23 protein-coding genes are annotated in these 25128 nt (G+C 69.6%); 11 read left to right on the top strand and 12 right to left on the bottom strand.

What is annotated here, in order from left to right:
- Position 1: 1 nt before the first annotated feature.
- Together OG579_RS04635 and glnA are read right to left on the bottom strand one after the other, a co-directional pair.
- Positions 2-598: a sulfite oxidase-like oxidoreductase gene (locus OG579_RS04635; RefSeq protein ID WP_328858257.1), complete on the bottom strand. Its 597-nt coding sequence runs from the start codon at positions 596-598 to the stop codon at positions 2-4.
- 194 nt (positions 599-792) lie between these two features.
- A complete protein-coding gene (gene glnA / locus OG579_RS04630; protein ID WP_045823124.1) occupies positions 793-2226 on the bottom strand; it encodes a type I glutamate--ammonia ligase in 1434 nt (477 codons plus the stop codon).
- Positions 2227-2345: 119 nt separating this feature from the next.
- On the opposite strand from glnA, the gene OG579_RS04625 reads away from it, so the two are divergent.
- The 4 genes from OG579_RS04625 to OG579_RS04610 all read left to right on the top strand — a co-directional run bounded on the left by OG579_RS04625 (position 2346) and on the right by OG579_RS04610 (position 5563).
- Entirely contained in the window at positions 2346-2807 is a 462-nt protein-coding gene (locus tag OG579_RS04625; RefSeq protein WP_045823123.1) for an RDD family protein, read from the top strand.
- 163 nt (positions 2808-2970) lie between these two features.
- A complete protein-coding gene (locus OG579_RS04620) occupies positions 2971-3210 on the top strand; it encodes a hypothetical protein (protein WP_328858256.1) in 240 nt (79 codons plus the stop codon).
- 8 nt (positions 3211-3218) lie between these two features.
- Positions 3219-4631 carry an amidase gene (locus OG579_RS04615; protein ID WP_328858255.1) on the top strand — a complete coding sequence of 471 codons (1413 nt, stop codon included), beginning with the start codon at positions 3219-3221 and terminating at the stop codon, positions 4629-4631.
- A 98-nt stretch (positions 4632-4729) separates the two neighbouring features.
- Entirely contained in the window at positions 4730-5563 is an 834-nt protein-coding gene (locus OG579_RS04610) for a GntR family transcriptional regulator (RefSeq protein WP_328858254.1), read from the top strand.
- Between the two features lie 6 nt (positions 5564-5569).
- Here OG579_RS04610 and OG579_RS04605 read toward each other — a convergent pair whose 3' ends face one another.
- From OG579_RS04605 to OG579_RS04580, 6 genes are all read right to left on the bottom strand, one after another.
- Positions 5570-6307, bottom strand: coding sequence for a DUF4191 domain-containing protein (locus OG579_RS04605; protein WP_045823119.1), 738 nt, complete (start codon positions 6305-6307; stop codon positions 5570-5572).
- Positions 6308-6379: 72 nt separating this feature from the next.
- A complete protein-coding gene (gene lipA / locus OG579_RS04600) occupies positions 6380-7447 on the bottom strand; it encodes a lipoyl synthase (RefSeq protein ID WP_082080205.1) in 1068 nt (355 codons plus the stop codon).
- The gene (gene lipB / locus OG579_RS04595) at positions 7444-8229 is read right to left on the bottom strand and encodes a lipoyl(octanoyl) transferase LipB (protein WP_328858253.1); all 786 of its coding nucleotides are present in this window, start codon (positions 8227-8229) and stop codon (positions 7444-7446) included. The genes lipA and lipB overlap by 4 nt, the downstream gene beginning before the upstream one ends.
- Positions 8222-9151 (bottom strand): TIGR01777 family oxidoreductase, encoded by a 930-nt coding sequence (locus OG579_RS04590; RefSeq protein ID WP_328858252.1) that lies wholly within the window; start codon positions 9149-9151, stop codon positions 8222-8224. The genes lipB and OG579_RS04590 overlap by 8 nt, the downstream gene beginning before the upstream one ends.
- Positions 9151-11010, bottom strand: a complete 1860-nt coding sequence (gene sucB / locus OG579_RS04585; protein WP_328858251.1) for a 2-oxoglutarate dehydrogenase, E2 component, dihydrolipoamide succinyltransferase — start codon at positions 11008-11010, stop codon at positions 9151-9153. Before sucB ends, OG579_RS04590 begins: the two co-directional genes overlap by 1 nt.
- Before the next feature lie 213 nt (positions 11011-11223).
- Positions 11224-12759, bottom strand: coding sequence for a leucyl aminopeptidase (locus tag OG579_RS04580; protein WP_328858250.1), 1536 nt, complete (start codon positions 12757-12759; stop codon positions 11224-11226).
- A gap of 113 nt (positions 12760-12872) precedes the next feature.
- Here OG579_RS04580 and gcvT point away from each other — a divergent pair, with 113 nt between their 5' ends.
- Together gcvT and OG579_RS04570 are read left to right on the top strand one after the other, a co-directional pair.
- Complete coding sequence (gcvT, locus tag OG579_RS04575) at positions 12873-13985, top strand: glycine cleavage system aminomethyltransferase GcvT (protein ID WP_328858249.1); 1113 nt, start codon at positions 12873-12875, stop codon at positions 13983-13985.
- 65 nt (positions 13986-14050) lie between these two features.
- A complete protein-coding gene (locus tag OG579_RS04570) occupies positions 14051-15154 on the top strand; it encodes a branched-chain amino acid aminotransferase (protein ID WP_045823114.1) in 1104 nt (367 codons plus the stop codon).
- Between the two features lie 19 nt (positions 15155-15173).
- On the opposite strand, the gene OG579_RS04565 is transcribed toward OG579_RS04570, so the two are convergent.
- From OG579_RS04565 to OG579_RS04555, 3 genes are read right to left on the bottom strand one after another with little or no spacing between them, the layout of a single operon-like run.
- Positions 15174-15932, bottom strand: a complete 759-nt coding sequence (locus OG579_RS04565) for an adenosylcobinamide-GDP ribazoletransferase (RefSeq protein ID WP_328858248.1) — start codon at positions 15930-15932, stop codon at positions 15174-15176.
- A complete protein-coding gene (gene cobT, locus OG579_RS04560) occupies positions 15929-17686 on the bottom strand; it encodes a nicotinate-nucleotide--dimethylbenzimidazole phosphoribosyltransferase (protein ID WP_408068749.1) in 1758 nt (585 codons plus the stop codon). The genes OG579_RS04565 and cobT overlap by 4 nt, the downstream gene beginning before the upstream one ends.
- Positions 17687-17691: 5 nt before the next feature.
- Positions 17692-18393 (bottom strand): DUF3043 domain-containing protein, encoded by a 702-nt coding sequence (locus tag OG579_RS04555; protein WP_052688910.1) that lies wholly within the window; start codon positions 18391-18393, stop codon positions 17692-17694.
- A gap of 114 nt (positions 18394-18507) precedes the next feature.
- Between OG579_RS04555 and OG579_RS04550 the strand changes: the two genes are divergently transcribed.
- From OG579_RS04550 to OG579_RS04540, 3 genes are all read left to right on the top strand, one after another.
- On the top strand, positions 18508-19620 hold the full coding sequence (locus OG579_RS04550; protein WP_328858247.1) for a glycerate kinase family protein: 1113 nt from the start codon (positions 18508-18510) through the stop codon (positions 19618-19620).
- Positions 19621-19760: 140 nt separating this feature from the next.
- On the top strand, positions 19761-20129 hold the full coding sequence (locus OG579_RS04545; RefSeq protein WP_045823110.1) for a HesB/IscA family protein: 369 nt from the start codon (positions 19761-19763) through the stop codon (positions 20127-20129).
- 188 nt (positions 20130-20317) lie between these two features.
- On the top strand, positions 20318-21292 hold the full coding sequence (locus OG579_RS04540; protein ID WP_203225451.1) for a carbohydrate kinase family protein: 975 nt from the start codon (positions 20318-20320) through the stop codon (positions 21290-21292).
- 75 nt (positions 21293-21367) lie between these two features.
- Here OG579_RS04540 and asnB read toward each other — a convergent pair whose 3' ends face one another.
- Positions 21368-23296, bottom strand: a complete 1929-nt coding sequence (asnB, locus tag OG579_RS04535; RefSeq protein WP_328858246.1) for an asparagine synthase (glutamine-hydrolyzing) — start codon at positions 23294-23296, stop codon at positions 21368-21370.
- Positions 23297-23566: 270 nt separating this feature from the next.
- On the opposite strand from asnB, the gene ctaC reads away from it, so the two are divergent.
- Both ctaC and OG579_RS04525 read left to right on the top strand, forming a co-directional pair.
- Positions 23567-24709, top strand: a complete 1143-nt coding sequence (ctaC, locus tag OG579_RS04530) for an aa3-type cytochrome oxidase subunit II (RefSeq protein WP_408068748.1) — start codon at positions 23567-23569, stop codon at positions 24707-24709.
- A complete protein-coding gene (locus tag OG579_RS04525; RefSeq protein WP_045823108.1) occupies positions 24706-25122 on the top strand; it encodes a cytochrome c oxidase subunit 4 in 417 nt (138 codons plus the stop codon). Before ctaC ends, OG579_RS04525 begins: the two co-directional genes overlap by 4 nt.
- Positions 25123-25128 lie beyond the last annotated feature (6 nt).

Here is a 25128-nt window from a genome sequence, read left to right as displayed (position 1 = left end):
GTCACGCATAGCGCTGCTCACGCCAGGGGTCGCCGTACATGTTGTAGCCGTTGGCCTCCCAGAAGCCCGGTTCGTCCGCCGACATCAGGTGCAGCTCGTGGATCCACTTCGCGCTCTTCCAGAAGTACAGGTGCGGCACCACGAGTCGGGCCGGTCCACCGTGTTCCGGGGCGAGCGGCTTCCCGTCGAAGGTGTGGGCGATCAGCGCCTTGCCGTCGACGAGGTCGGCGAGTGGCATGTTGGTGGTGTAGCCGCCGTAGCAGCTCGCCATCACATGCGTGCCCGCCTCACGCAGGCCGGCGGCGTCGAGCAGGGTGTCGATCGACACCCCCTTCCAGGTGGTGCCGAGTTTGGACCAGCGTGTGACGCAGTGGATGTCGACGGTGATCTCCTGCTGCGGCAGGTCCGTGAACTCCGACCACGTCCACCGGTGGCCCGCGCCGTCCGGGCCGGTGAGCGTCAGCGCCCAGCGTTCGGTGCGCACCACCGGCGTCGCGGCCAGCGACATCACCGGGAAATCGGTGGTGAGGTACTGACCGGGCGGCAACTGCGGTCCGGGGCGCTCCTTGCGGCGGAAGCGCGGATTGATGACGGCCATGGGGACATTATCGACGCACGCCGGCCCCGCAGACGACTCCACCCGCCCTGCGTGTGCACAGGACGGGTGGAGAGGTCAGAGCGCTGCTCGCGACTCAGCAGTCCGTCGCCGGAGGCAACTCAGCAGTCCGTTGCCGGAGGCAACTCAGCAGTCCGTTGCCGGAGGCAACTCAGCAGTCCGTTGCCGGAGGCAACTCAGCAGTCGTAGTACAGGGAGAACTCGTACGGGTGGGGACGGATCTGCACGGGCATGATCTCGTTCTCACGCTTGAGGTTGATCCACGTCTCGATCAGGTCCTCGGTGAACACGCCGCCGGCGGTGAGGTAGTCGTGATCCTCCTCGAGTCGGTCGATGACCGCCGACAGTGAGGTGGGGGCCTGCGGGATGCCCTTGGCCTCCTCCGGCGGGAGCTCGTAGAGATCCTTGTCGACCGGCTCGTGCGGCTCGATCTTGTTCTTGATGCCGTCGAGGCCGGCCATCATCATCGCGGCGAACGCGAGGTACGGGTTGCCCGAGCTGTCGGGGCAGCGGAACTCGAGGCGCTTGGCCTTCGGGTTGTTGCCGGTGATCGGGATACGCACGCACGCACTACGGTTGCGCTGGCTGTAGACCAGGTTGATCGGGGCCTCGTAGCCGGGGACCAGGCGCTTGTAGGAGTTCACCGTGGGGTTGGTGAACGCCAGCAGCGACGGAGCGTGGTGCAGGATGCCGCCGATGTAGTGACGCGCCAGGTCCGACAGGCCCGCGTAGCCGGCCTCGTCGTGGAACAGCGGCTTGCCGTCCTTCCACAGCGACTGGTGGGCGTGCATGCCCGAGCCGTTGTCGCCGAACAGGGGCTTGGGCATGAAGGTGACCGACTTGCCGTTGGCCCACGCGGTGTTCTTGCAGATGTACTTGAACAGCATCACGTCGTCGGCGGCGTGCAGCAGGGTGTTGAACTTGTAGTTGATCTCGGTCTGCCCGCCGGTGCCGACCTCGTGGTGGCCGCGCTCGAGTTCGAAGCCCGAGTTGATCAGGTTGGTGGAGATCTCGTCACGCAGGTCGACGTAGTGGTCGTAGGGCGCGACGGGGAAGTACCCGCCCTTGGGGCGGACCTTGTAGCCGAGGTTCGGGGTGCCGTCGGGGTCGACGGGTGATCCGGCGTTCCACCATCCCGATGACGACTCGACCTCGTAGTGGGTCGAGTTGATGTCGGAACTGAACGACACGGAGTCGAAGATGTAGAACTCGGCCTCGGCGCCGAAGAAGCAGGTGTCGGCGATGCCGGTGCTCGCGAGGTAGTCCTGCGCCTTGCGGGCGACGTTGCGCGGGTCGCGGCTGTAGGCCTCGCGCGTGAACGGGTCGTGGACGAAGAAGCTGAGGTTCATCGTCTTGGCCTTGCGGAACGGATCGATCCGCGCGGTCGCCGGGTCGGGCAGCAGCATCATGTCCGACTCGTCGATGGACTGGAAGCCGCGAACCGACGAACCGTCGAACGCAAGACCGTCTTCGAACACGCTCTCGTCGAAGGCCGAGGCCGGGATCGAGAAGTGCTGCATCACTCCCGGGAGGTCACAGAAGCGGATGTCGACGTACTCGACGCCCTCGCTCTTGATGCCTTCGAGAAGTTCTTCCTGTGTGTTGTACACCTGTCGGTGACTCCTTCATGCTGTCGACCGCTGTGGTCACAGACGGTCGGTTACGGGGTGTTGCGCACCCCATACACTAGCCGCCGCGTCTGCGCTGATCGGCGGCCTATGATGCATTCATGGGTCGTACAACTGGTTCGTGGCTGTCGGGTCCGCAGGCTGGCCTCGACAACACCGACGTCGGGGCATATCGCGGCGAGACCCTCGGCCTGCCCGAATCCGGTCCCGGTTCACTGGTGTCGTCGTGGCAGCGTGTTCTCGGGCTCTTCGTCGACTGGGTCATGTGTTACGGCGTCTCGCTGCTGTTCGTCGGATTCCTGTCGCCGTCCCTGTCGACCGTGGTGCTCGCCGTCTGGTTCGTCGTCGGCGTCGTGACCGTGACCCTGTTCTCGTTCACCCCGGGTCAGTTCATCGTCGGGATGCGGGTCGCCCGCGTGGACGGCGGGGGATCGGTCGGCATCGTCCGCGCCGTCGCGCGTCAGATCCTGATCGTGTTCATCGTGCCGCCGTTGGTCAACGACGCGATCGGTCGCGGCATGCACGATCGTGCGACCGGCACCGCGCTCGTCCGCGCCCGCTGACCCGGGCGCTCCCACACCCGCGGAACCCGGCGGTTCGCCGTCTCCGTCGCAGGTCCGCGCTCGGTTAACCCCGCGAAACCTGATCTTTGCGTGCTGCCGGTGCCGCGTAACACGATCCCCGGTGATGCTCGAGGGGACCTGACAGTCCCGAAGGAGCACCTCGATGACCGATTCCCCAGAAACGATCGCGGCAGAAACGATCGCGGCAGACACGATCGCGGCAGACGCGACCGCAGCCCACGCCCGTTCGGTGATCACGGTGAGCGGGCTCGCGCCCACGCCGGAGGACCGGGTTCGCCTGGAGGCGACGCTGCCGCAGTTCCGCGCGATGGCCGATCTGCTGCATGCGTGCGAGGCGGCGCGTTACGCCGTTCCGGCGCTGACCATGAACCCGCTCCGATGACGGCGGCGATGTCCAGCATCGGGGAGATCGCTGCGCGACTGCGCGCCGGTGAGACCTCGGCGACGGAGCTGACCGAGCTCGCCATCGAGCGGAGCGGGGCACTCGACCCGCAGGTGGGCGGTTTCGTCCGCCGATTCGACGATCAGGCCCGCGCGGCCGCCGCACGCGCCGACACCGAACTGCGGACCGGGCACGATCGGGGACCGCTGCACGGGATCCCGTTCGGGATCAAGGACATCATCACCACGGCGGAAGCGGGGACCACCGCGCAGAGCCTCGTGCACGATCCGATGTGGAACCACGAGGACTCGGTGGTGGTTGCCCGGCTGCGTGCCGCGGGCGCCGTCATCACCGGGAAACTCACCACGATGGAGTTCGCCATCGGATCCCCCGACGCGTCGAAACCGTTCCCGATCCCGCGTAATCCGTGGGACCTGTCCCGCTGGGCCGGGGGGTCGAGCTCCGGCTCCGGGAACGCCGTGGCCACGGGCATGGTGTTCGGCGCACTCGGCACCGACACCGCCGGCAGCATCCGGATCCCCGGCGCCTTCTGCGGCATCTCGGGACTGATGCCGACGTTCGGACGCGTACCGAAATCCGGGTGCGTCCCGCTGGGGTACACCCTCGACCACATCGGCCCCATGGCCCGTTCCGCCTCGGACTGCGCGTCCGTCCTCGAGGTCATCGCAGGCCATCATCCCTCCGACGCGACGGCCGCCGACATCCCGGTCGGCGACTACACCGGCGGGCTCGACGGAGATCTCCGCGGGGTCCGGATCGGGGCGACGTCGCTCGCCGATCACGCGGGGTCCGCGGCCGACCCGGCCGCCGAGAAGGTCTTCGCCGACGCGGTGGACGCCCTGGCCGCGTCCGGCGCCGTCGTGGTGCCCGTCGAGTTGCCGCTCTACGACGAGATGCGCGCGGCCAACATGGTCATCATGTTGAGCGAGGCGCTGGCCTACCACCTGCCCGACCTTCGGGCGCGCTGGTCGGACTATTTCGCCGAGACCCGGTCGCTGGTCGCGGCGGGACTGGCGTTCACCGGGGCCGACTACGTGCAGGCGCAGCGCGTGCGCACGGTGGCCCAGGAACAGGTGCGTGAGATCTACCGCGACGTCGATCTCATCGCGACCCCGACCGCATCGACGGGCGCGACCCCGCTCGACCGCCCGGTCGACGTCGTCGACGGTGACGACTTCCGGACGATCTTCACCCAGTACTGGGACTGCATCGGCAACCCCGCGATATCGGTCCCGATGGGTTTCACCACCGATGGGCTCCCTCTCGGCCTGCAGCTGGCCGGTCGCCCGTTCGACGAAATCGCGGTGTTGCGGGCGGCGGATGCGTTCCAGCGCCTGACCCAGTGGCATCGGTGTGTTCCCCCCGTCGCCGCGCTGCTCGACGACGAACGGGCGGCGTGAGCGTCCCTGCCACGGGTGCGTCGACCGCGCTCACCCGTCACACAGGTTTTACGGGGCGGGGATTGCGAACACCCCGCGATTCGGCCGACTCTCGGGAGATGAACGCCCACGGTCGTATTCCGGCCGGAGCACGACGCGGTCCACCGCGTCCGCCCGGTATCCAGCGGTGGTCGGCCGAGGACCGGGGGCTGCACGTGGAACGGCTGCGCGATCTCCTCCGGGTGACCGTCGTGGACGCCACCGCCGCCACCGCGGCCGCGGCCGCCGGGGGAGCGCGGATGCCGAGCGAGTCCGAGTTGATGCGCGAGTTCGGTGAACCGCGCGACGTGGTGCGCGAAGCCCTGTCGCTGCTCGCCGACGAAGGTCTCATCCAGCGCCGCCGCGGTGTGGGCACGGTGATCGTCGCCTCGAATTACACCGTGGACGGCACACTGCCGGGGACATCGACCTCGCTGAGCGACCACGCGGCGATCGGCGCCGTGGGTGCGCAATTGCTCCATTGGCGTCGGGGCCCGGTTCCGGCGGTGATCGCCGACCGCCTCGACGACATCGCCTGCGGCGACGCGACGCTGTGCATGGAGTACGTGCTGACCATCGACGGCACGCCGATGGGCCTCATCACCAACTACCTGCGGTCGGGGGAGTCCGCCGGGATGTCACCGGAGGACTTCGGAGATGATTTCTATGCGCTGCTCGACCACCACGGCGTCGACATGCACGACCACGACATCGACATGACCGCGCAGGCCGCCGACGCCCGGACGGCCGAGCTGCTGGGCATCGAGCCCGGGTCGCCGACGCAGTTGTTCGAACAGACTCTGCGGAACTCGTCGGGTGCGCGTTTCGATTTCGCGATCGGTCGACTGCGCCGTGAGATCCGCCTGCGGATCACCGGGATCGGACGGGTCCTGCCGGTCCACCCCGCACAATGAGGACGGTCAGCGACGACGCATCGAGCGCTGTACGTTGCGCATCTTCGCGCCGGCCGGCATCGGGCCCTTGGGGATACCCGGACCACCCTGACGACCACCCAGTGCTGCGAGACGTGACTCGAGTGCGTCCATCCGCTTGCCGTTGATGTTCTTGGGGAGCTTGTTCAGATGCCGCTCGAGGCGCTTGAGGGGGACCTGGCCGTCGTCGTTGCCGACGATGACGTCGTAGATCGGGGTGTCGCCGACGACGCGGGCGATCTTCTTCTTCTCCTGCGCCAACAGGCCTTTCACGCGCGAGGGTGCGCCCTCGCCGACGAGGATCACGCCAGGTCGACCGATGACGCGGTGCACGGCGTCGAGGTGCGAGGTGCCGGTGACGGCCTGCTTCACACGCCACTGACCGCGCAGGTTGTCCAGCGCCCACCCCGCGGCACCGGCCTGTCCCTCGGCCTTGGCGAACACGCTCTTCTGTACGCGACGTCCGAAGATGATGAACGCGATCAGCAGACCGAGCACCACGCCGAGCGGGATGAGGAAGAACAGCGCACCGACGAGCAGACCGACGACGGTGAACACCGCGACGCTCGCGACGAGGCTGCCGATCATGAGCGGCAGCAGCAGCTTGTCGTCCTTGCGCTGCATCTGGAAGGCCTGCCAGAGCTGCTTGCGCCGGTCGCGCGACGCCTTCTTGCGGGCGGCCTTCGCAGCCGCCTTCGCCTCTTTGGTCGCCTGTGCCTTAGCCATGGGGTTCAGGATACTGGCGGCACGCACACCGATCGTCGCGGGCGGTGGGATCGGTCGCCGACGGCTCCTGGGTCAGCGGGCGGCGAGGCGGGAGAGCACCGAGGTGGCCTCCTGCGAGGCGCCCGACTCGTCGGCCAGGTGCGCCATCGACTCGGGCAGTTCGCGACCGTGGCGGCGCATCGCCTGCGCGTAGAGGCGTCCCGCGCGGTACGACGACCGCACCAAAGGACCGGCCATCACGCCGGCGAAGCCGAGTTCGGTCGCGAAGTCGGAGTGCTCGACGAACTCCTCGGGTTTGACCCACCGGTCGACCGGGTGATGACGCGGTGAGGGGCGCAGGTACTGGGTGATCGTGATGATGTCGCAGCCTGCGTCGTGCAGGTCGGCGAGACCCTCGCGCACCTCGTCGGGTGTCTCTCCCATGCCGAGGATCAGGTTCGACTTGGTGACCAGGCCCGCGTCGCGGGCAGCGGTGATGACGTCCAGGCTGCGCTGGTACCGGAAGGCGGGGCGGATGCGCTTGAAGATCCTCGGCACCGTCTCGACGTTGTGCGCCAACACCTCCGGCCGCGACCCGAACACCTCGGCCAGCTGATCGGGCTCGTTGTTGAAGTCGGGGATCAGCAGCTCGACACCGGTCGACGGGTTGAGGCGCTTGATCTCGCGGACGGTCTCGGCGTAGAGCCACGCCCCGCCGTCGGGCAGGTCGTCGCGGGCGACCCCGGTGATGGTCGAGTACCGCAGACCCATGGCCTGCACGCTCTCGGCGACGCGACGGGGCTCGTCGCGGTCGAGGTCGTCGGGCTTGCCGGTGTCGATCTGGCAGAAGTCGCACCGACGGGTGCACTGTTCGCCGCCGATGAGGAACGTGGCCTCACGGTCTTCCCAGCACTCGTAGATGTTGGGGCAGCCGGCTTCCTCGCAGACAGTGTGCAGGCCCTCACGCTTGACGAGTTTCTTGAGCTCGGTGAACTCCGGGCCCATCGTCGCGCGGGTGCGGATCCACTCGGGCTTGCGTTCGATCGGGGTCTGCGCGTTGCGCACCTCGAGGCGCAGGAGCTTACGGCCCGCCGGGGCCGTGGCGGCCGCATCGGTGGTGGCCGGGGCGGTGTTCGGGGAATGGTCCTGGTGAACAGTCACCGTGTCGATGCTACGCCGTGCCCGACCAGCGGCACCTCGGGCGCGGTGCTCGCCGCCGCGGCGCGCTCGGCGTCGGCGGCACCCACCGTGAGCGTGCCGTCGAGCGCTGCGGCGACCGCGTCGGCGACGGCTTCGCGGACGGAGTCGACCGGCACGCGATGACCGAGTTCGGCGGCGAGCGAGGTCACCCCGGCGTCGGGGATCCCGCACGGGACGATGGTCCCGAAGGCCGACAGATCGGGTTCGCAGTTCAGCGCGAAACCGTGCAGCGCGACACCGCGGGCCACGCGGATGCCGATCGCCCCCACCTTGCTTTCGGGACGCCCGGTCGCCGGATCGGCCGCGACCCAGGCGCCGGACCGTCCCTCGACGCGTCCGGCGGTCACACCGAGCGATGCGCAGACCGCGATCATGGCCTCCTCGATGCGGCGTACGTAGTCGACGACGTCGAGCGGCTCGGCGAGAGCGACGATGGGGTACCCCACCAGTTGTCCCGGTCCGTGCCAGGTGATCTTGCCGCCGCGGTCGACGTCGACGACCGGGGTTCCGTCCGACGGCCTGTCCTCGGGCGCTGTCCGCTTGCCCGCGGTGTAGACCGGCGGGTGTTCGAGCAGCACCAGCACGTCGTGGTCGAGGATTCCGTCGGCGCGGTCGGCCGCGAGACGGTGTTGCTCGGCGAAGGCCTCGGCGTACTCCACGAGTCCCGACGACCGGACCTCGATGGGAGTGTCGACGCGGCGGGCGCTCGCCGCCGCCCGACCGCCGAGCGGCCGGTCAGGCATTGGCGTACTCCATGCCGTCGTCGATGGTGGGGTGGACGAAGGTGAACCCGTTGTCGGTGAGCACCTTCGGGACGGCGCGCTGGCCGCCGAGCAGCATCTCGCGGGCGAGTTCGCCACCGGCGAGGCGCAGCAGTGGGGCCGGCACCGGCAGGATGGCCGGTCGGTGCACCGAACGACCGAAGGCGGCGGTGAACTCGGTGTTCGTGACCGGTTGCGGTGCGGTGAGGTTGACCGGTCCCGACAGGTCGTTGTCGAGCACGAACCGGACCGCGCGGACGTGGTCGACGAGGGTGATCCACGACATGTACTGGTGGCCTGCACCGAGTTTGCCGCCGAGTCCGAGCTTGAACAGCGGACGCAACTTGCCCAGCAGACCACCGGACGGCGAGAGCACCGGCGCGGTACGGATGGCGACGACACGAGCGTCGGTCGCCAGTGCCGCGGTGCGCTCCCAGTCCTTGGCGAGCTCGGCGAGGAAGCCGCTGCCCGCCGGGCTGTCCTCGGTCATCTCGGGGAAGGCGCCGTCACCGCTCGCGAGGTCCCCACTCGCGCGATCACCGGCGCCGTCGGATCCGAAGCCGTAGATGCCGGTGGCGCTGGAGCTGACGAACACCGGGACGTCGGTCGCGAGGATCGCGTCGGCGAGCACCTGCGTCGGCACCATGCGGCTGTCCCGGAGCTTCTGCTTGAACTCGCCCGACCACGGCCGGTTGCCGATGCCCACTCCGCAGAGATTGACCACGGCGTCGACTCCGTCGAGCGCGTCCGGGGTCAACCCGAACGACTCCGGCGCCCAACCGATCTCGTCGGGCGTCCGCGGTTCGTGGCGCACCAGGCGCCGCACCTCGTGCCCGTCGGAACGGAGCGACGCGGTGAGTGCGGTACCGATCAGGCCGGACGAACCGGCGATCGCCACCCGCATCAGACTCCCAGGTCCGCCCCGAACGCCGCTTCTTCCAGACGATGCTTGACCGTGGTGAGGAAGCGACCGGCGTCGGCGCCGTCGATCAGCCGGTGGTCATAGGTCAACGGCAGGAACGACATCGAGCGCACGGCGATCGACTCCGAACCGTCCTCGGCGGTGATCACGGTGGGGCGCTTGACGATGGCACCCGTACCGAGCATGGCCGCCTGCGGCGGGACCAGGATCGGGGTGTCGAAGAGCGCGCCCTGGCTGCCGATGTTGGTGATGGTGAACGTGCCACCGGCCAACTCGTCGGGCTTGAGCTTGTTCTCCCGTGCCCGCGACGCGATGTCGGCGATCGCGCGGGCGAGCCCGGCGATCGACAGGTCGTCGGCGTTGTGGATCACCGGCGACAGGAGTCCCTGCTCGGTGTCGACGGCGATACCGAGGTTCACCGACCCGTGGTAGGTGATCTCCTTGGCGTCCTCGTCGATGCTGGCGTTGACGTTCGGGTGCGCCTTGAGTGCCTCCACCGTCGCCTTGGCGATGATGGGGAGGTAGGTCAGGTTGACGCCCTCCGAGGCCTTGAACGACGCCTTCGCCGCGGCGCGCAGGGCGACGACGCGGGTCAGGTCGACCTCGAAGACCTGCGTGAGCTGCGCGCTGGTCTGCAGCGACTCGCGGGTCTTCTTCGCCGTGATGAGACGGATGCGGTTGACCTTCTGGGTGGTCCCGCGCAGCTCGGCGAGCTCGGGACGCACGCCCCTGGGCGCCGACTTCGTCTCGGCGGGAGCCGAGGGGGCCGAGGCCGCGGGAGCGGCCTTCTCCTCCTGGGCGGGCGCCTTGGCGGCCTCGGCCGCGGCCAGCACATCCTGCTTGCGGATGCGTCCGCCGACACCGGTGCCCTTGATCGAGTCGAGGTCCACGTTGTTCTCACCCGCGAGCTTGCGCACCAGCGGGGTCACGTACGGCGTCGACGAGGTGCTCTCGGACGAGGAGTCCGATGCCTTCGCATCGGGCTCGGGCTTCTCACCGGTCTCCGACGACGACGGCGGGGTCTCGGGCTGGCGCTTCGACTCCTCGGTCTTCGTGCTCGTCGGCTCGGGCTCCTTCTCGGGCTTGGACTTCGCCTCGGGCTCGGGCTTCTTCTCGGGCTCGGGCTCCTTCTCGGGCTCCGGCTCGGGCTCGTCGGAACTCGACGATGCGGCGTCGGCGGACCCGATGACCGCCAGGCGACCACCGACCTCGACGACGTCGTCCTCGTTCGCGATGATCTCGAGCAGGGTTCCGGCGACCGGCGATGGGATCTCGGTGTCGACCTTGTCGGTGGAGACCTCGAGCAGCGGCTCGTCCTCGGCGACCTCGTCGCCGACCGACTTCAGCCAGTTGGTGACGGTCCCCTCGGTGACCGACTCGCCGAGCTCGGGCATGGTGACGTCGGTGCCCTCGGAGCTGCCGCCGGACTTCGTGCCCGCAGTCGGCTTCTTCGCCGGCTCGTCGGCGTCGGCCGACGGCTCGGGTTCGTCGGCGGGGGAGTCGCCCTCGGTGTCGGTGGGTGCGGTTCCGCCGGCCTCGTCGGCCGAGTCGTCGGAACCGGAGTCGTCGGAACCGGAGTCGTCGGACGAACCGCTCGCCTCGTCGGCGTCACCGATCTCGGCGAGTGCGCCGCCGACCTCGACGACGTCGTCCTCCTGGGCCAGGATCTTCGTCAGCACACCGGAAGTGGGAGCGGGGATCTCGGTGTCGACCTTGTCGGTCGAGACCTCGAGCAACGGCTCGTCCTCGGTGACCTCGTCGCCCTCCTGCTTGAGCCACCGGGTGACTGTTCCCTCGGTGACGCTTTCACCCAGGGCGGGCATCTGGACGGAGAAGGCCATGATTGTCGACTCCTCGACTCGTGTTCCGGTGGTTCGGTCGCGAACCTGTTCGCAGCGGGTGTGGCGCACAGGCAGCAGGTCGGTGGAGGCGTGAACGCCTCCGTGTCGAAACCCTACCCGTAGGGTCGGCGTCCGCGGGGGCGGTGTGGACCACCGGCTTGTCGCCGCCGAGTGGGCATCGCGATGCGACCGCGTCGGACGTGTCGGGCGGGCTCAGCCGAGTGCGGCGATGTCCTCGATCACGCTGATCATCGTGCGCACCGGGACACCGGTACCGCCCTTGGGCGTGTAGCCCCACGGTCCGCCGGTGTTGAAGGCGGGACCGGCGACGTCGATGTGCGCCCACTCGACACCCTCGGCGACGAACTCGCGCAGGAAGATCCCGGCCGAGAGCATCCCGCCCCAGCGGTGGTTGGTGACGTTCGCCAGATCGGCCACCCGGGACTTGAGGTCCGCCGACAGCTCCTCGGGGAAGGGCATCGCCCAGCCGTTCTCGCCGATGCGCCGCGAGATCCCGGCGACGCGGTCGCGGAAGTCGTCGGTGCCCATCACGCCCGGGGTGCGGGTGCCCAGCGCGACCATCTGCGCGCCGGTCAGCGTGGCGGTGTCGATGAGGTAGTCGGGGTCGTCGGCGCAGGCGCGGACGATGGCGTCGGCGAGGATCAACCGTCCCTCGGCATCGGTGTTGATCACCTCGACGGTGATCCCGCCGTACTGGGTGAGGACGTCGCCGGGACGCTGCGCGGTCGACGACGGCATGTTCTCGGCCATCGGGACCGTCGCGGTCACGTCGACGCCGACGCCCAGCTGCGCGGCGAGCACGACCGTGGCCACCACGGCTGCGGCGCCGCCCATGTCGGAGGTCATGTTCTCCATGCCCGCGGCGGGCTTGATGGAGATGCCGCCGGTGTCGAAGGTGACGCCCTTGCCCACGAGCGCGACCTTCTTCGCGTCGGTCGCACCGCTGCGGTAGGCCAGGCGCACGAGACGCGGCAGGCGCGAACTGCCCTTGCCCACACCGACGATGCCGCCGTACCCCTGCTCGATCAGGGCGGTGTCGTCGAGGATCTCGACCTCGAGCCCGGCCGATTCGCCCAGCGCGCGGGCACGGTCGGCGAACTCCTCGGGGTAGAGGTGACTCGGCGGTGTGTTGACGAAGTCGCGGGCCACGGCGACGGCGGTGGCGATCGCTCGCGCGCGGTCCAGTTCGGCCGCGGGGTCACGGCGTGGGGCGTCGCCGGTCGCGCCGCCGGCCAGCAGGGCGACCGAGGCCAGCGGGGCCTTCGTCGAGCGGGTCTTGTCCGAGCGGAACTCCTCGAATCGGTAGGCGCCGAGGAAGAACCCCTCGGCCGCGGCACCGAGGTCGACCGTCGACAGGGTGGTCAGCGCCCGCTCGACGCCGGTGAGGTTGCGTGCGGCGACACCGGCGGCCCGGCGCACGGTGTCGGGCTCGTCGAGTGCCGACCGCGCACCCATGCCGACGGCGAGGATGCTGGCCGCGCCGATCGAGGCGGGCGCCACGATCCGGCTGACCTCGCCGGCCCCGCCCGACGCGCCGACCGCGGTCAGCGACGCCGAGATCTCGGAGAGCTGGGTGTCGTCGAGGAGACCGTCACCGACCACGGGCTCCGGGGGCGAGTCACCCTCGGCGCCGTTCACGAGCCCGATGACGAGCACGTCGGCGGTGTCGCCGATCGAGGTCGCGAGGGCCAGATCGGGTCCGAGCTGTCGGTCCGGGGCGCTGCTCATACGGGCATCTCTTTCGTCGGCATCTCTCGTTCGCGGTGATCGGGATCGAGCCTAGTGGGCGTGCGCGGCTGCGGCGGTGACGGCCGTGGGCGGGGGCAGATAGGTTGTCTGCCATGAGTGACGCACCCCTGCACGGACCGATCCACGCCGTCCACGAGCGGATCGGCGCCGCGTTCGCCGAGTTCGGTGGATGGTTGATGCCGGTATCGTATTCCGGCACCGTGGCCGAGCACGCCGCGGTGCGTGAGGTCGTCGGTGTGTTCGACGTGAGCCACCTCGGCAAGGCGTCGGTGACCGGTCCGGGGGCCGCGGAGTTCGTGAACCGTTGTCTCACCAACGATCTGAGGAAAATCGAACCGGGTCGGGCGCAGTACACCCTGTGCACCGACGAGTCCGGCGGCGTGATCGACGACCTCATCGCCTACTGGGTGTCCGACGACGAGGTGTTCCTCGTCCCCAACGCCGCGAACACCGCCGCCGTCGTGGCCGCGCTGGCCGCAGCCGCGCCCGCCGACATCTCCGTCCGCGATCGCCACCGTGAGTACGGTGTGCTCGCCGTGCAGGGACCGCGCTCGGCGGAGGTCCTGACCGCGATCGGGCTGCCCACCGAGATGGGGTACATGTCCTACGTCGACGCCGAACTCGCGATCGGCGGACGTTCGCGCACGATCCGGGTGTGCCGGACCGGCTACACCGGCGAGCGCGGGTTCGAGCTCCTGCCGGCGTGGGACGACACCGCCGAGGTGTTCGAGGTGGTGCTCGCCGCGGTGACCGAGGCGGGCGGGCTGCCCGCGGGTCTGGGCGCGCGCGACACCCTGCGCACCGAGATGGGTTACCCGCTGCACGGACACGAACTCTCGCTCGACATCAGTCCGCTGCAGGCGCGGTGTGGCTGGGCCGTCGGGTGGAAGAAGGACGAGTTCTTCGGTCGTGACGCGCTTCTCGCCGAGAAGGAGTCGGGACCGACGCGACGCCTGCGCGGTCTCAAGGCGGTCGGCCGCGGTGTCCCGCGCGCGGACTGCGTGGTGCGCGACGCCGCGGGGACGGCGATCGGGTTGTGCACCTCGGGCACCTTCTCGCCGACGTTGAAGCAGGGCATCGCGCTCGCGCTGATCGACACCGCTCCCGGTGTCGCCGACGGTGACCGCGTGGTCGTCGACGTGCGCGGTCGCGACCTCGAATGCGAGGTCGTGGCACCGCCGTTCGTGGAGACCAGCACCAGCTGAGTCGTCACGCGCGTGGGCGCGGGTGACGGCGCCGGCGCACAGGTGCCACGCGCTAGGATTGCCCGATGACCATGGAGTTCACCCGAACCGAGCACCCGCATCCGGTGTCGGAGGCACGCCGTGCCGAGATCCTGGCGGCGCCCGGCTTCGGCAACTACTTCACCGACAACATGGTGAGCGTCGATTACGACGCCGACCGCGGCTGGCATTCGGCGCAGGTGCTGCCCTATGGCCCCATCGCCCTCGATCCGTCGGCGATGGTCCTGCACTACGCGCAGGAGATCTTCGAGGGGCTCAAGGCCTACCGGCAGCCCGACGGGTCGATCGCCTCGTTCCGGCCCGACGCCAACGCACGTCGGCTCAACTCGTCGGCGCGGCGGCTGGCCATGCCCGAGCTGCCCGAGGAGGACTTCCTCGCCTCGCTGCGCGCCCTCCTCGACGCCGACAACGCCTGGGTGCCGTCGGCCGGCGGTGAGGATTCGCTCTACATCCGGCCGTTCATGTTCGCCACCGAGGCCGCGCTCGGTGTCCGCCCGTCGAAGACCTACCGCTACGTGGTGATCGCCTCGCCGGCCGGCGCCTACTTCGCCCAGGGCGTGAAGCCCGTCAGCGTGTGGCTGTCGTCGGAGTACGTGCGTGCCGCGCCGGGCGGCATCGGTGACGCCAAGACGGGCGGCAACTACGCCGCATCGCTGCTCGCGCAGGCGCAGGCCGCCGAGCACGGATGCGAGCAGGTGGTGTGGCTCGACGCCATCGAACGTCGGTTCATCGAGGAGATGGGCGGGATGAACCTGTTCTTCGTCTTCGGGTCGGGCGCCGACGCGCGTCTGGTGACCCCCGAGCTGTCGGGATCGCTGCTGCCCGGTGTCACCCGGGACTCGCTGCTGTCGCTCTCGGTCGACGCGGGTATCTCGGTCGAGGAGCGCAAGGTGAGCAGCGAGGAACTGCGCAAGGGTGTGGCGTCGGGTGACATCACCGAGGTCTTCGCCTGCGGGACCGCCGCGGTGATCACCCCCGTCGGTCGCGTCAAGGGCGACACCGACGACTACCGCATCGGCGACGGCGGACCCGGCGAGGTCACCACCGCGCTGCGCGACACCCTCACCGGCATCCAACGCGGCACGTTCGCCGACACGCACGGCTGGATGACCGAGCTCCACCGGGGCTGACCGGTCCGGTCGTTGCTCTTCAGAGCGCGACGGCGACGAGCGCGACGGCGGTGCCGATCTCGACACCTGCGCCGAGCACGTCGCCGCTGACCCCGCCCAGCCGGCGGGCGCAGTGCGCCGACAGCAACCAGGCGCCGGCGCCGATCACGACCACCGTGACGACACCGCGCCACCAGCTGTCGAGGTCGACCGCCACCGCACACGCCACGGCGAGCAGAGACCACAGACCGATCGACCACCGCTGACTGTCGGCCACCAGTTCACCGAATCCTCCTGTCGCGGCGGGTAGTCCGCGGCGACACGCGATGGGGACGGTCAGGCGACCAACGGCGACGGCGGCGGCGATCGCGTACCACTGGTGGCCCTCGACCAGCGCGCCGAGGGATCCGGCCTGTACCAGCATCACCACGACGAGGGCAGCCGCACCGAACGGACCCACGCCGCCGCTGCGCATCACCTCACGGGCACGGTCCGGCGGGCCGTAACACCCGAGTCCGTCGACGGTGTCGGCCAGCCCGTCGATGTGCATTCCGCGCGTGAGCAATCCGAGCACGGCGACGACGAGCGCGCCGACCACGATCGGGGGCAGCGCCGTCTGCGACAGCAGTGCCCCGACACCCGCGGCCACCCCTCCGAGACCGACACCGACGAGCGGACTCGCCGCGATGGCACCGGCACCGGCCGCACGGTCGATCTCCGTGCGCGGCTGGGGCACCGGGACAACGGTCAGCCACGACACCGCCAGCCACACCGAGCGCAGCGGGCCGGCGGTCGTCACCGTCGCCCGGTCGACGCCGCCTCGGCGGATCGCTCGCTGACCCCGGAGTCGCCGAAGGTGGCCATCGAGGCGAGCGTGGCCACGGCGGCCTGCACGATCGGCACGGCGGTCAGCGCGCCGCTGCCCTCGCCGAGCCGCATGGAGAACTCGAGCACCGGCTCGAGTGCGAGGTGTTGCAGCGCAATCGAATGCGCCGGTTCGGCCGAACGGTGACCGGCGATCCACCACTGCGCCGCACCGGGCGCGAGATCCTCGGCGACGAGCGCGGCCGCGGTGACCACCAGGCCGTCGAGGACGACGGGTGTGCGGCGTTGGGCGGCCTGGGCGAGGAATCCCGCCATGGCCGTGAGATCGGCACCGGCCACCGCTGCGAGCAGCGCGATGGGGGAGCGCGACACCGCGCGGGCCCGCCGCATGCCGTCGCGGATCGCGGCGGTCTTGCGGATCCAGCCGGCGTCGTCGATACCGGTCCCGCGCCCGACCACCACCACCGGTTCGGTGTCGGTGATGGTGCCCACGAGCACCGCCGCCGGCGTGGTGTTGCCGATACCGAGGTCCCCGGCGATCAGCAGATCGGCACCGGAGTCGATGAGCTCGTCGGCGATCGCCCGACCGTTGGCGAGCGCGGCGTTGGTCTCGGCGGCGGTGAGGGTGTCGGTGGTGCGCAGGTCGCCGCAACCGCGCCGCACCTTGAACCGGCGTACCGACTCGTCGGTGTCGGCGTCGACACCGATGTCCTCCACGCGGACGGCCACCCCGGCTTGACGCGCCAGCACGTTCACCGCGGCACCACCGGAGAGGATGTTGGCCACCATCTGGCCGGTCACCTCGGGCGGGTACGCCGACACACCTGCGTGCGCGACACCGTGGTCGCCGGCGAACACCACGACCGTCGGGTGGGCGAAAGGCGCAGGCGGACAGACACCCTGGCACGCCGACGCCCAGATGGAGATCTCCTCGAGCCGACCCAGCGACCCCGCGGGCTTGGTCAGGATCATGTGTCGGCCGCGGGCCTCGTCGCCGATGGTGTGATCCGGCGACGGCACGATGTCGAACTCGTCGGCGGCGTCGTGGTGGTCGCCCACCGTGCTCGGCGCGGCGTCGGGTGTGTGCGGCGACGGGGTGTGCGCGGGTGTCGAGGGCTCCGGGGGCGACGCGACGGCCGTCGGCTCGGGCTCGTGATCGATGGCGCGCGATGGCGCCTCGGCGACCACCGACACGGTCTCGGCGTCGTCGAGCTCGACGACCCGCCCGGCGACGAGCAGCACCACGCGATCACACACGGCGGCGACAGCGGCGTTGACCGCGCCCAGTTCGTCCTGGAAGCGGCGTCCGGCCGGTGTCGGTGCCACGAGCGACAACCCGACCTCGGGACTGACCACCACGACGTCACCGGTCGTCGCGGCGAGCGCCGAACACAGGTCGGCGGTGCGGGACGACAGGTCGACCGTCGGGGCGTCCCATCCGCCGATCTCGTCGAGGTAGGTGGTGACCCAGCTGCCGAGGTCGTCGACGAGGGTGGGCGTCGCGGGGTTCGACCGGAGCGCGCCGGCGACGTCGGCGGACTCGACGGTCGTCCATGTCGAGGGACGCCGATCCCGGTGGGCGTCGATACGCGACGCCCAGTCCGGGTCGCCGGTCGCAGGGGTTGCCGCGGTCGCGAGGTAGCGGACGGCGTCGCCGCGTGCGGAGATGATCTGTTCGGCGTACGCCGACTTACCCGAGCGGATACCGCCCAGAACCAACGTGCGCACCGACGTCAGACCGCGTCGCCGGGCTTGACCTGGGGACGGGGCGCACGCATGAACCGCATCTGCATCGACCGGCTGAACGAGTACCACCCGAGCTTGAAACCGCCGTCGGGGGTGTCCGGGAACCGTTCGCGCACACGGTTGTTGACAATGCGACCGAGGATCACGCCGTCGACGGCGAGGAACAGCGCGAAGATCAGCATGATCAGCGTCGCGTACACCGCGATCGCGGGCAGGAACATGACCACGATCAACAGGATCGCGAACGGCATGAACAGTCCCGCGAAGTTGCGGCGAGAGTCGACGACGTCGCGCGCGTACTTGCGGACCGGGCCCTTGTCGCGCGGCATGAGGTACTTCTCGTCGCCGTCCATCATCCGCTGACGCTGCTCGGCACGGGCGGTCCGTCGGGTGTCGGACTGGGCCTTCTTCTCGGCGCGGCTCAGCTTCGGCCCGCCCACCGTCTTCTTGCGAGCACGTGCCTCGGCCCGCGTCAGCGGGGCCGGGGCGACGGGGCCGCGGCGACGCCCCTCGGCTTCGCGACGGGTGGGCGTCGGTCGTCCCTTGCCCTCGGTCCGCTTGGGTGCGGTCGCGGATGTGGTCGCGGTGGTCGAACGGCCCGCCCCGTTGCCGTCGGCCCCGCTTCCGGGTCCGTCGGTCTCGCGTCCGTCGCCGTTGCCGGCGTCTTCCTTGCTCCAGGGCAGCTTCACCCCGTAAGGATATTTGATCGCGGCGCCGGCGCCGCCATCCGGTGAGAACTGTGCCCCCGCGAGACGGTGTCCGCTCGGACTGCCGGGTGCTGCCCGCGTTCCTATACTTCGGCCATGCGGGCCCTTATCTCTCCGGATTCGTTCGGCGACACCCTCACGGCGGTGGCCGCCGCCGACGCGATCGCCGCCGGTTGGATCCTCGGCCGGCCCGACGACGACGTGGTCCGCGCGCCGCTGTCCGACGGTGGTCCCGGTTTCGTCGACGTGCTCGCCACCCGGTTCGGTGAGGTGATCACCACCACCGTGCGCGGTCCGCTCGGCGATCCGGTCGACGCCCGGTGGCTGCTCCACCACGACGACGGGCATGTCACGGCGTACATCGAGTGCGCGCAGGCCTGTGGCCTGCACCAGGTGGGGCGCCCGACACCCGACACCGCGTGGGCGGCCACGACCCACGGGGTCGGGGAGCTCGTCCTCGCGGCCCTGGCCCGGGGTGCGAACGCCGTCGTCGTCGGACTGGGAGGCAGCGCCACCACCGACGGCGGCGTGGGAATGCTCGAGGCGCTCGTCGCGGCGGCCGGTTCGACCGGCACCGACCTCGCGGCCGCCGCCGACCTCGTCACCCCGCTCGACCTGATCGTCGCGTCGGATGTGGAGAACCCGCTGCTCGGGGAATGGGGCGCGGCGCATGTCTTCGGACCGCAGAAGGGGGCCGACGCCGACACCGTGGCGCGTCTCGAGACGCGGATGGCTCAGGTGGACGAGCGTCTGACCGCACTGGCCGGGCGCGTGGTGTCCGACGAACCGGGCGCGGGGGCGGCCGGGGGGCTGGGCGCGGCGCTGCTCGCTCTGGGGGGCCGTCGGGTGTCGGGCGCGACCGTGATCGCCGAGGCCATCGGCTTCGAGTCGCTGGTCGCGGCCGCCGATGTCCTCATCACCGGCGAGGGCCGGTTCGACAGCCAGACGCTGCGCGGCAAGGTCGTGGCCGCCGCCGCGTCCGCCGCGGCGGCGCACGCGGTGCCGGTGGTCGTGGTGGCCGGGCAGGTCACGCTGGCGCGCTCGGCGATCACCGACGCCGGGATCGCCGAGGCGCACGCGATCGTCGACATCGCCGATTCGACCGAGCACGCGATGGGTGAGGCGGGGCCGTTGCTCGAACGACTCGTGACAGACATCGCGCGCGGTTGGACGACGCCCCGCGGCGGCCCCGGCGGACCGCCGGAATAGCAGTCGTAGGGGTACCGTTGATGCCGAGGAGTACGACGACACCCGTGCGACATCGGCGTGAGGCGGCCAACCGCCCGTCATCTGCGCCGAACCGAGAACACCGTTCGCTCGTACACTGTCTGCACACCGAGGAGACCGCTATGACTGTCGACAACCAGGCCACGGCCGACACCACGACCACCACCGGTGGCGTCCGGCTGACCGACGCCGCCGCGAGCAAGGCCAAGGCACTGCTCGACCAGGAGGGTCGTGACGACCTGTCCCTGCGCATCGCCGTCCAGCCCGGCGGATGTGCCGGCCTGCGCTACCAGCTCTTCTTCGACGATCGCAGCCTCGACGGCGACGAGATCTCCGATTTCGGCGGCGTGAAGCTGGCCGTCGACCGCATGAGCTCGCCCTACGTCCAGGGCGCGTCCATCGACTTCGTCGACACCATCGAGAAGCAGGGCTTCACCATCGACAACCCGAACGCGACCGGCAGCTGCGCCTGCGGCGACTCGTTCAACTGACGCCGACGGCGGTGTGATCACCGCCACCACGACGTGCTCGTCCCTGTGGCCCGTACCGACTTCGGTGCGGGCCACAGGTGTGTGTGCCGGGCGCTGTAGCGTTGGGCCCGGGTTCGGCCACGAACCCCGGGGGCGTCGTGCGTGCTCGGGGGTGTGCCGATAAACGCAGACGAAAGGGTTTGACTGCCGTGGCCATCGCCATTTGCGGGTCGATCGCGACCGATCACCTGATGCGGTTCAAGGGAAAGTTCTCCGAGCAGCTCCTCGAAGAGCACCTGCATCACATCTCACTGAGCTTCCTGGTGGAGGAACTGGTCATCCGCCGCGGCGGCGTAGCCGGCAACATCTCCTACGGCATGGGCGTCCTCGGTGCGTCACCGCTGCTCGTGGGCGCAGTCGGCAGTGACTTCGACGACTACCGGTCGTGGCTCGAGAGCAAGGGTGTCGACTGCAGCGGTGTCCGGGTGTCGCGCAACGCCCACACCGCGCGGTTCATGTGCACCACCGACGACGACATGGCCCAGCTGGCCAGCTTCTACGTCGGCGCGATGGCCGAGGCCCGGCAGATCTCGCTGTCGGACCTCTCCGACGAGGTCGGCAAGCCCGAACTGGTCCTGATCGGCGCCGACGATCCCGAGGCCATGGTCCGCCACAGCCAGGCGTGCCGCGATCTGGAGATCCCGTTCGCCGCCGACCCCTCGCAGCAGCTCGCGTTGCTCGACGGCGAGCAGATCCGCACGCTCATCGCCGGCGCCACCTACCTGTTCACCAACGAGTACGAGTGGGGCCTGCTGCAGAAGAAGGCCGACCTGACCTCCGAGCAGGTGGCCGAGCAGGTGCAGACCCGCATCACGACCCTCGGCAAGGACGGCGCCGAGATCATCGAGCGCGACGGCACCCGCACGCACATCGCGGTGGTCCCCGAGACGAAGAAGGTCGACCCCACCGGTGTCGGCGACGGCTTCCGCGCCGGTTTCCTGGTCGGCAACGCCGCCGGACTCAGCTTCGAGCGGTCGGCGCAGCTGGGGTCGCTCGTGGCCGTGCTGGTCCTGGAGACCGTCGCCCCGCAGGACTGGACCTGGGATCGCGAATCGGCCCTGGCGCGTATCGCCGACGCCTACGGCGAGGACGCGGCCACCGAGATCGGTGCCGTCGTCGCCTGACGCGTCACCTCACCGACAGACACGCCGCCCGGCGGGGGATCGTTCACCTTCCGGGCGGCGTCTGGCGTCGTGGGGCTACAGGGTGACCGGGTATTCGCGGTCGGCGATGGTCGGGGTGATGGAGCCCTCGACGAAGATGCCGTGCCACACCATGAAGACCAGGACCGTCCACAGCCGCCGGCTGTTGTCGACGGTGCCCGCACGGTGCTCGTCGAGCATGGCCAGCACCGCGGCCTTGTCGAAGATCTGATCGGTCTGCGAGTGCGCGATGGTCTCGCGCGCCCAGTCGTGCAACTCGGTGCCGGCGAGCCAATGCCGCAGCGGCACGGGGAAACCCAGCTTCTTGCGATGCAGTACGTGGCCGGGGACGATCTGCTCGAGTGCGCGCCGTAGCGCGTACTTCGTGGTGCCGTGGGCCAGTTTCTGGTCGGTGGGCAGCCGTTGCGCGACCTCGAAGACCTCCGGGTCGAGGAACGGCACCCGCAGCTCCAGCGAGTTCGCCATCGTCATCTTGTCGGCCTTGACGAGGATGTCGCCCCGCAACCAGGTGAACAGGTCGATGTGCTGCATGCGCGCCACCGGATCCCAGCCGCGGGTCGTCGCGTACAGATCGGCGGTGACGTCGGTGTGGGTCCACTCGGGGCGGTATCCGCGCAGTACCGCGCGTAGTCGGGCGTCGTCGAACGATCGGGCGTTGCCGTAGTAGCGCTCCTCGAGGGTCATCGACCCGCGGTGGAGCAGGCTCTTGCCGCGGGTGCCCTCGGGGATGCGCGCCGACAGCCGTCCGGCCGCGGAACGCAGTCCGCCGGGGAGGCGGTCGAACGGCTTGAGCGACAGCGGTTCCCGGTAGATGGTGTACCCGCCGAACAGCTCGTCGGCCCCCTCGCCGGACAACACCACCTTGACGTGTTTGCGGGCCTCCTGGGCGACGAAGTACAACGGCACCAACGCCGGGTCGGCGACGGGATCGTCGAGGTACCAGACGATCTCGGGGATCGCCGACGCGAACTCGGCCGGGCCCACCACCTTCACGATGTGGCGGGCACCGATCGCCGCGGCCGACTCCGCGGCCACGTCGACCTCGGAGTAACCCTCGCGTTCGAATCCGGTGGTGAAGGTGATGAGGTCGGGGTTGTGGCGGATGGCCAGGGCGGCGATGGCGGTCGAATCGATGCCGCCGGAGAGGAACGAGCCGACGGTGACGTCGGCGCGCATGTGCTTGGCGACCGAGTCCGAGAGCACCTCGGCGATCTCGTCGTAGCGACGCTGCTCGCCGCCGGAGGTGAACGGCCGGATGTCGAACTGTGGGGTGAAGTAGCGCTGGATCCGCGGCGCCGAGCCCGGCGTCAGCGTCGCGTGACATCCGGATTCGAGTCGGGTGATGTCGCGGTGCAGCGTCTCGGGCTCGGGGACGTACTGCAGGACCGTGTAGTGCTCGATTGCGCGGGGGTCGAGGTCGCGGCCGCCGCCGACGGAGTCCAGCAGCGCGAGGATGCTCTTCTTCTCGCTGCCGAATGCGGTGCCGCCCGGGCCGGTCGCCATGAACAGCGGCTTGATGCCGAACGGGTCGCGGGCCAGGAAGAGGGTCCGGGTCTCGGTGTCCCAGATCGCGAACGCGAACATCCCGCGCAGCCGGGCGACCGCGCCGGGCCCCCAGTAGTGGAACGCCGCGACGACGGCCTCGCCGTCACCCTCGGTGTGGAAGACCGCGCCCTCGTCGGCGGCGAGCTGCGCCCGCAGTTCGAGGTAGTTGTAGACCTCGCCGTTGTAGGTCAGTGCGTACCGGTCGGGCGACTCCGGTGGTCCCCACCGAAGCGGCTGGTGCGAGTGTTCGATGTCGATGAACGCGAGCCGGTTGAACCCGAGGACGAGATCGTCGTCGCTCCACGTCCCGCCGGGCTCGTCGGGACCCCGGTGTCGCATGCAGTGCAGCGCCGTGGGGAACCCTTCGCGCAGGCGCCGGCCGGAGCCGTCGCTGGTCAGCAAGCCCACCAGGCCACACACGTGAGAACACTCCGATCGAGGTCGGGAAGCGGCGCCGTCGGACCCGGGGATCCGACCCCGCCAGGGGTCGGGGACGGGTGCTCGGCGACCGCTCGGACGCCGTCGAGTATGCCGCACTCGGCAGGGGTGGCCATGCCCACCAAACCCCGATCACGAAAGTCGGCGACACTTGGTCTACGCTGCGTAGTACTGGATGCACCACGCCGAGAACGCCCACAGCGGACCGGCGCAGCGCATCTGCGCGAGTGGGTGTTCGACATGCGGGAAGGCGTGACAGTGACACACGGTGGACGGCCACGGCTGACGGCGACCGGTACAGGTCGTCGCAGGGTGAAGAGGGTCTACGCGTTGCTCCTCCTGGGAGTCGGCGCACTGCTGATGTCGGGGTGCAGCGCCTCGGAGGCGATGCGTTTCGGGTGGCCCGAAGGCGTCACGCCGGAGGCCGAGGACATGCGGCACCTGTGGACGTGGTCGGTGATCGCCGCGCTCGTGATGGGCATCATCGTCTGGGCGCTCACCTTCTGGACGATCTCGTTCCATCGCCGCAAGGGCACCGGCAAGCTCAGCGCCGACGAGGAGTTCCCGCGCCAGACGGCCTACAACGTGCCGCTGGAGCTCACCTACACCGCGATCCCGTTCGTGATCATCGCCGTGCTCTTCTACTTCACGATCATCGTGCAGAACAGCGTCGAGGCGAAGAAGTCCGATCCCAAGGTCGTCGTGGACATCACCGCCTTCCAGTGGAACTGGAAGTTCGGCTACCGCACGGTCGAGATGGGCAACGGGCAGAAGTACGAGGGCTTCCTGCGCAACGGCAGCCCCTACGAGGAGCAGCTGCCCCGCGAGAACAAAGAGGGCGAAGAGGTCCCGCTGCCCGCCAACGGCCGCGACGACGACATCCGCAACTACCTGAAGTTCGACCGCATCGAGACCGTCGGCACGTCCGACGAGATCCCGGTGCTGGTGCTCCCGGTGGGCGAGCGCATCGAGTTCGAGCAGGCCTCGGCCGACGTCATCCACTCGTTCTGGGTTCCCGAGTTCCTGTTCAAGCGCGACGTGATGCCGTTCCCGAAGCAGAATCACACCGACAACCGCTGGCAGGTCAGCTCCATCGACCGTCCCGGTGCGTTCGTCGGCCGGTGTGCGGAGATGTGCGGCACGTACCACTCGATGATGAACTTCGAGGTGCGTGCGGTCAGCAAGGAGAAGTTCGACACCTACATCTCCTACCGTGCGGCCAACCCGACGGCGACCAACGCCCAGGCGCTGCAGAACATCTGCGAGACCCCGGTCTCGATCACCACGCATCCGTTCGACACCCGTCGCAGCACTGACGGCACGACGACGCCGCAGACGAACGGCGATGCGAACAACACATCGATCCCCGGCTGCACGGTAGGAGCTCAGCAGTGAAAATCGAGGCTCGTCTCTTCGAGATCCTGACGATCTTCTTCTTCGGCGCGGCGATCCTCTACGGCGTCTGCACCGGCTTGTCGAGCAAGAACGTCGAGTGGGTGGGCATCACCGGCATGGTGATGACCGGCGGCCTGACGCTCATCATCGGCACCTACTTCCGCTTCGTGGCCCGTCGTGTCGACATCCGGCCCGAGGACTACGAGGAGGCCGAGATCGAGGACGGCACCGGCGAGCTGGGCTTCTTCAGCCCGGGCAGCTGGTGGCCCATCGCGATCGCCCTCGGTGCGGCCCTGCTGGCCGTCGCCATGGCCACGGTGAACTTCTGGCTCGCCGCCACCGCGGTCGTCGCGATCATCATGGCTGTCGGCGGACTGGTCTTCGAGTACCACGTCGGAGCCGAGAAGCACTGATCACGA

The organism is Williamsia herbipolensis, from assembly GCF_036153515.1.
Classification (GTDB): Bacteria; Actinomycetota; Actinomycetes; order Mycobacteriales; family Mycobacteriaceae; genus Williamsia_A; species Williamsia_A herbipolensis.
The sequence above is the reverse complement of the archived record's forward strand: the minus strand, read 5'-3'. Positions and strand labels throughout refer to the sequence as shown.

Excerpts from the sequence above, each read along its gene's own strand:
- OG579_RS04635 (WP_328858257.1), bottom strand. The coding sequence starts at position 598 with ATGGCCGTCATCAATCCGCGCTTCCGCCGCAAGGAGCGCCCCGGACCG.
- OG579_RS04625 (WP_045823123.1), top strand. The coding sequence starts at position 2,346 with ATGGGTCGTACAACTGGTTCGTGGCTGTCGGGTCCGCAGGCTGGCCTC.
- OG579_RS04620 (WP_328858256.1), top strand. The coding sequence starts at position 2,971 with ATGACCGATTCCCCAGAAACGATCGCGGCAGAAACGATCGCGGCAGAC.
- OG579_RS04615 (WP_328858255.1), top strand. The coding sequence starts at position 3,219 with ATGTCCAGCATCGGGGAGATCGCTGCGCGACTGCGCGCCGGTGAGACC.
- OG579_RS04610 (WP_328858254.1), top strand. The coding sequence starts at position 4,730 with ATGAACGCCCACGGTCGTATTCCGGCCGGAGCACGACGCGGTCCACCG.
- OG579_RS04605 (WP_045823119.1), bottom strand. The coding sequence starts at position 6,307 with ATGGCTAAGGCACAGGCGACCAAAGAGGCGAAGGCGGCTGCGAAGGCC.
- lipB (WP_328858253.1), bottom strand. The coding sequence starts at position 8,229 with ATGCCTGACCGGCCGCTCGGCGGTCGGGCGGCGGCGAGCGCCCGCCGC.
- OG579_RS04590 (WP_328858252.1), bottom strand. The coding sequence starts at position 9,151 with ATGCGGGTGGCGATCGCCGGTTCGTCCGGCCTGATCGGTACCGCACTC.
- sucB (WP_328858251.1), bottom strand. The coding sequence starts at position 11,010 with ATGGCCTTCTCCGTCCAGATGCCCGCCCTGGGTGAAAGCGTCACCGAG.
- OG579_RS04580 (WP_328858250.1), bottom strand. The coding sequence starts at position 12,759 with ATGAGCAGCGCCCCGGACCGACAGCTCGGACCCGATCTGGCCCTCGCG.
- gcvT (WP_328858249.1), top strand. The coding sequence starts at position 12,873 with ATGAGTGACGCACCCCTGCACGGACCGATCCACGCCGTCCACGAGCGG.
- OG579_RS04570 (WP_045823114.1), top strand. The coding sequence starts at position 14,051 with ATGACCATGGAGTTCACCCGAACCGAGCACCCGCATCCGGTGTCGGAG.
- OG579_RS04550 (WP_328858247.1), top strand. The coding sequence starts at position 18,508 with ATGCGGGCCCTTATCTCTCCGGATTCGTTCGGCGACACCCTCACGGCG.
- OG579_RS04545 (WP_045823110.1), top strand. The coding sequence starts at position 19,761 with ATGACTGTCGACAACCAGGCCACGGCCGACACCACGACCACCACCGGT.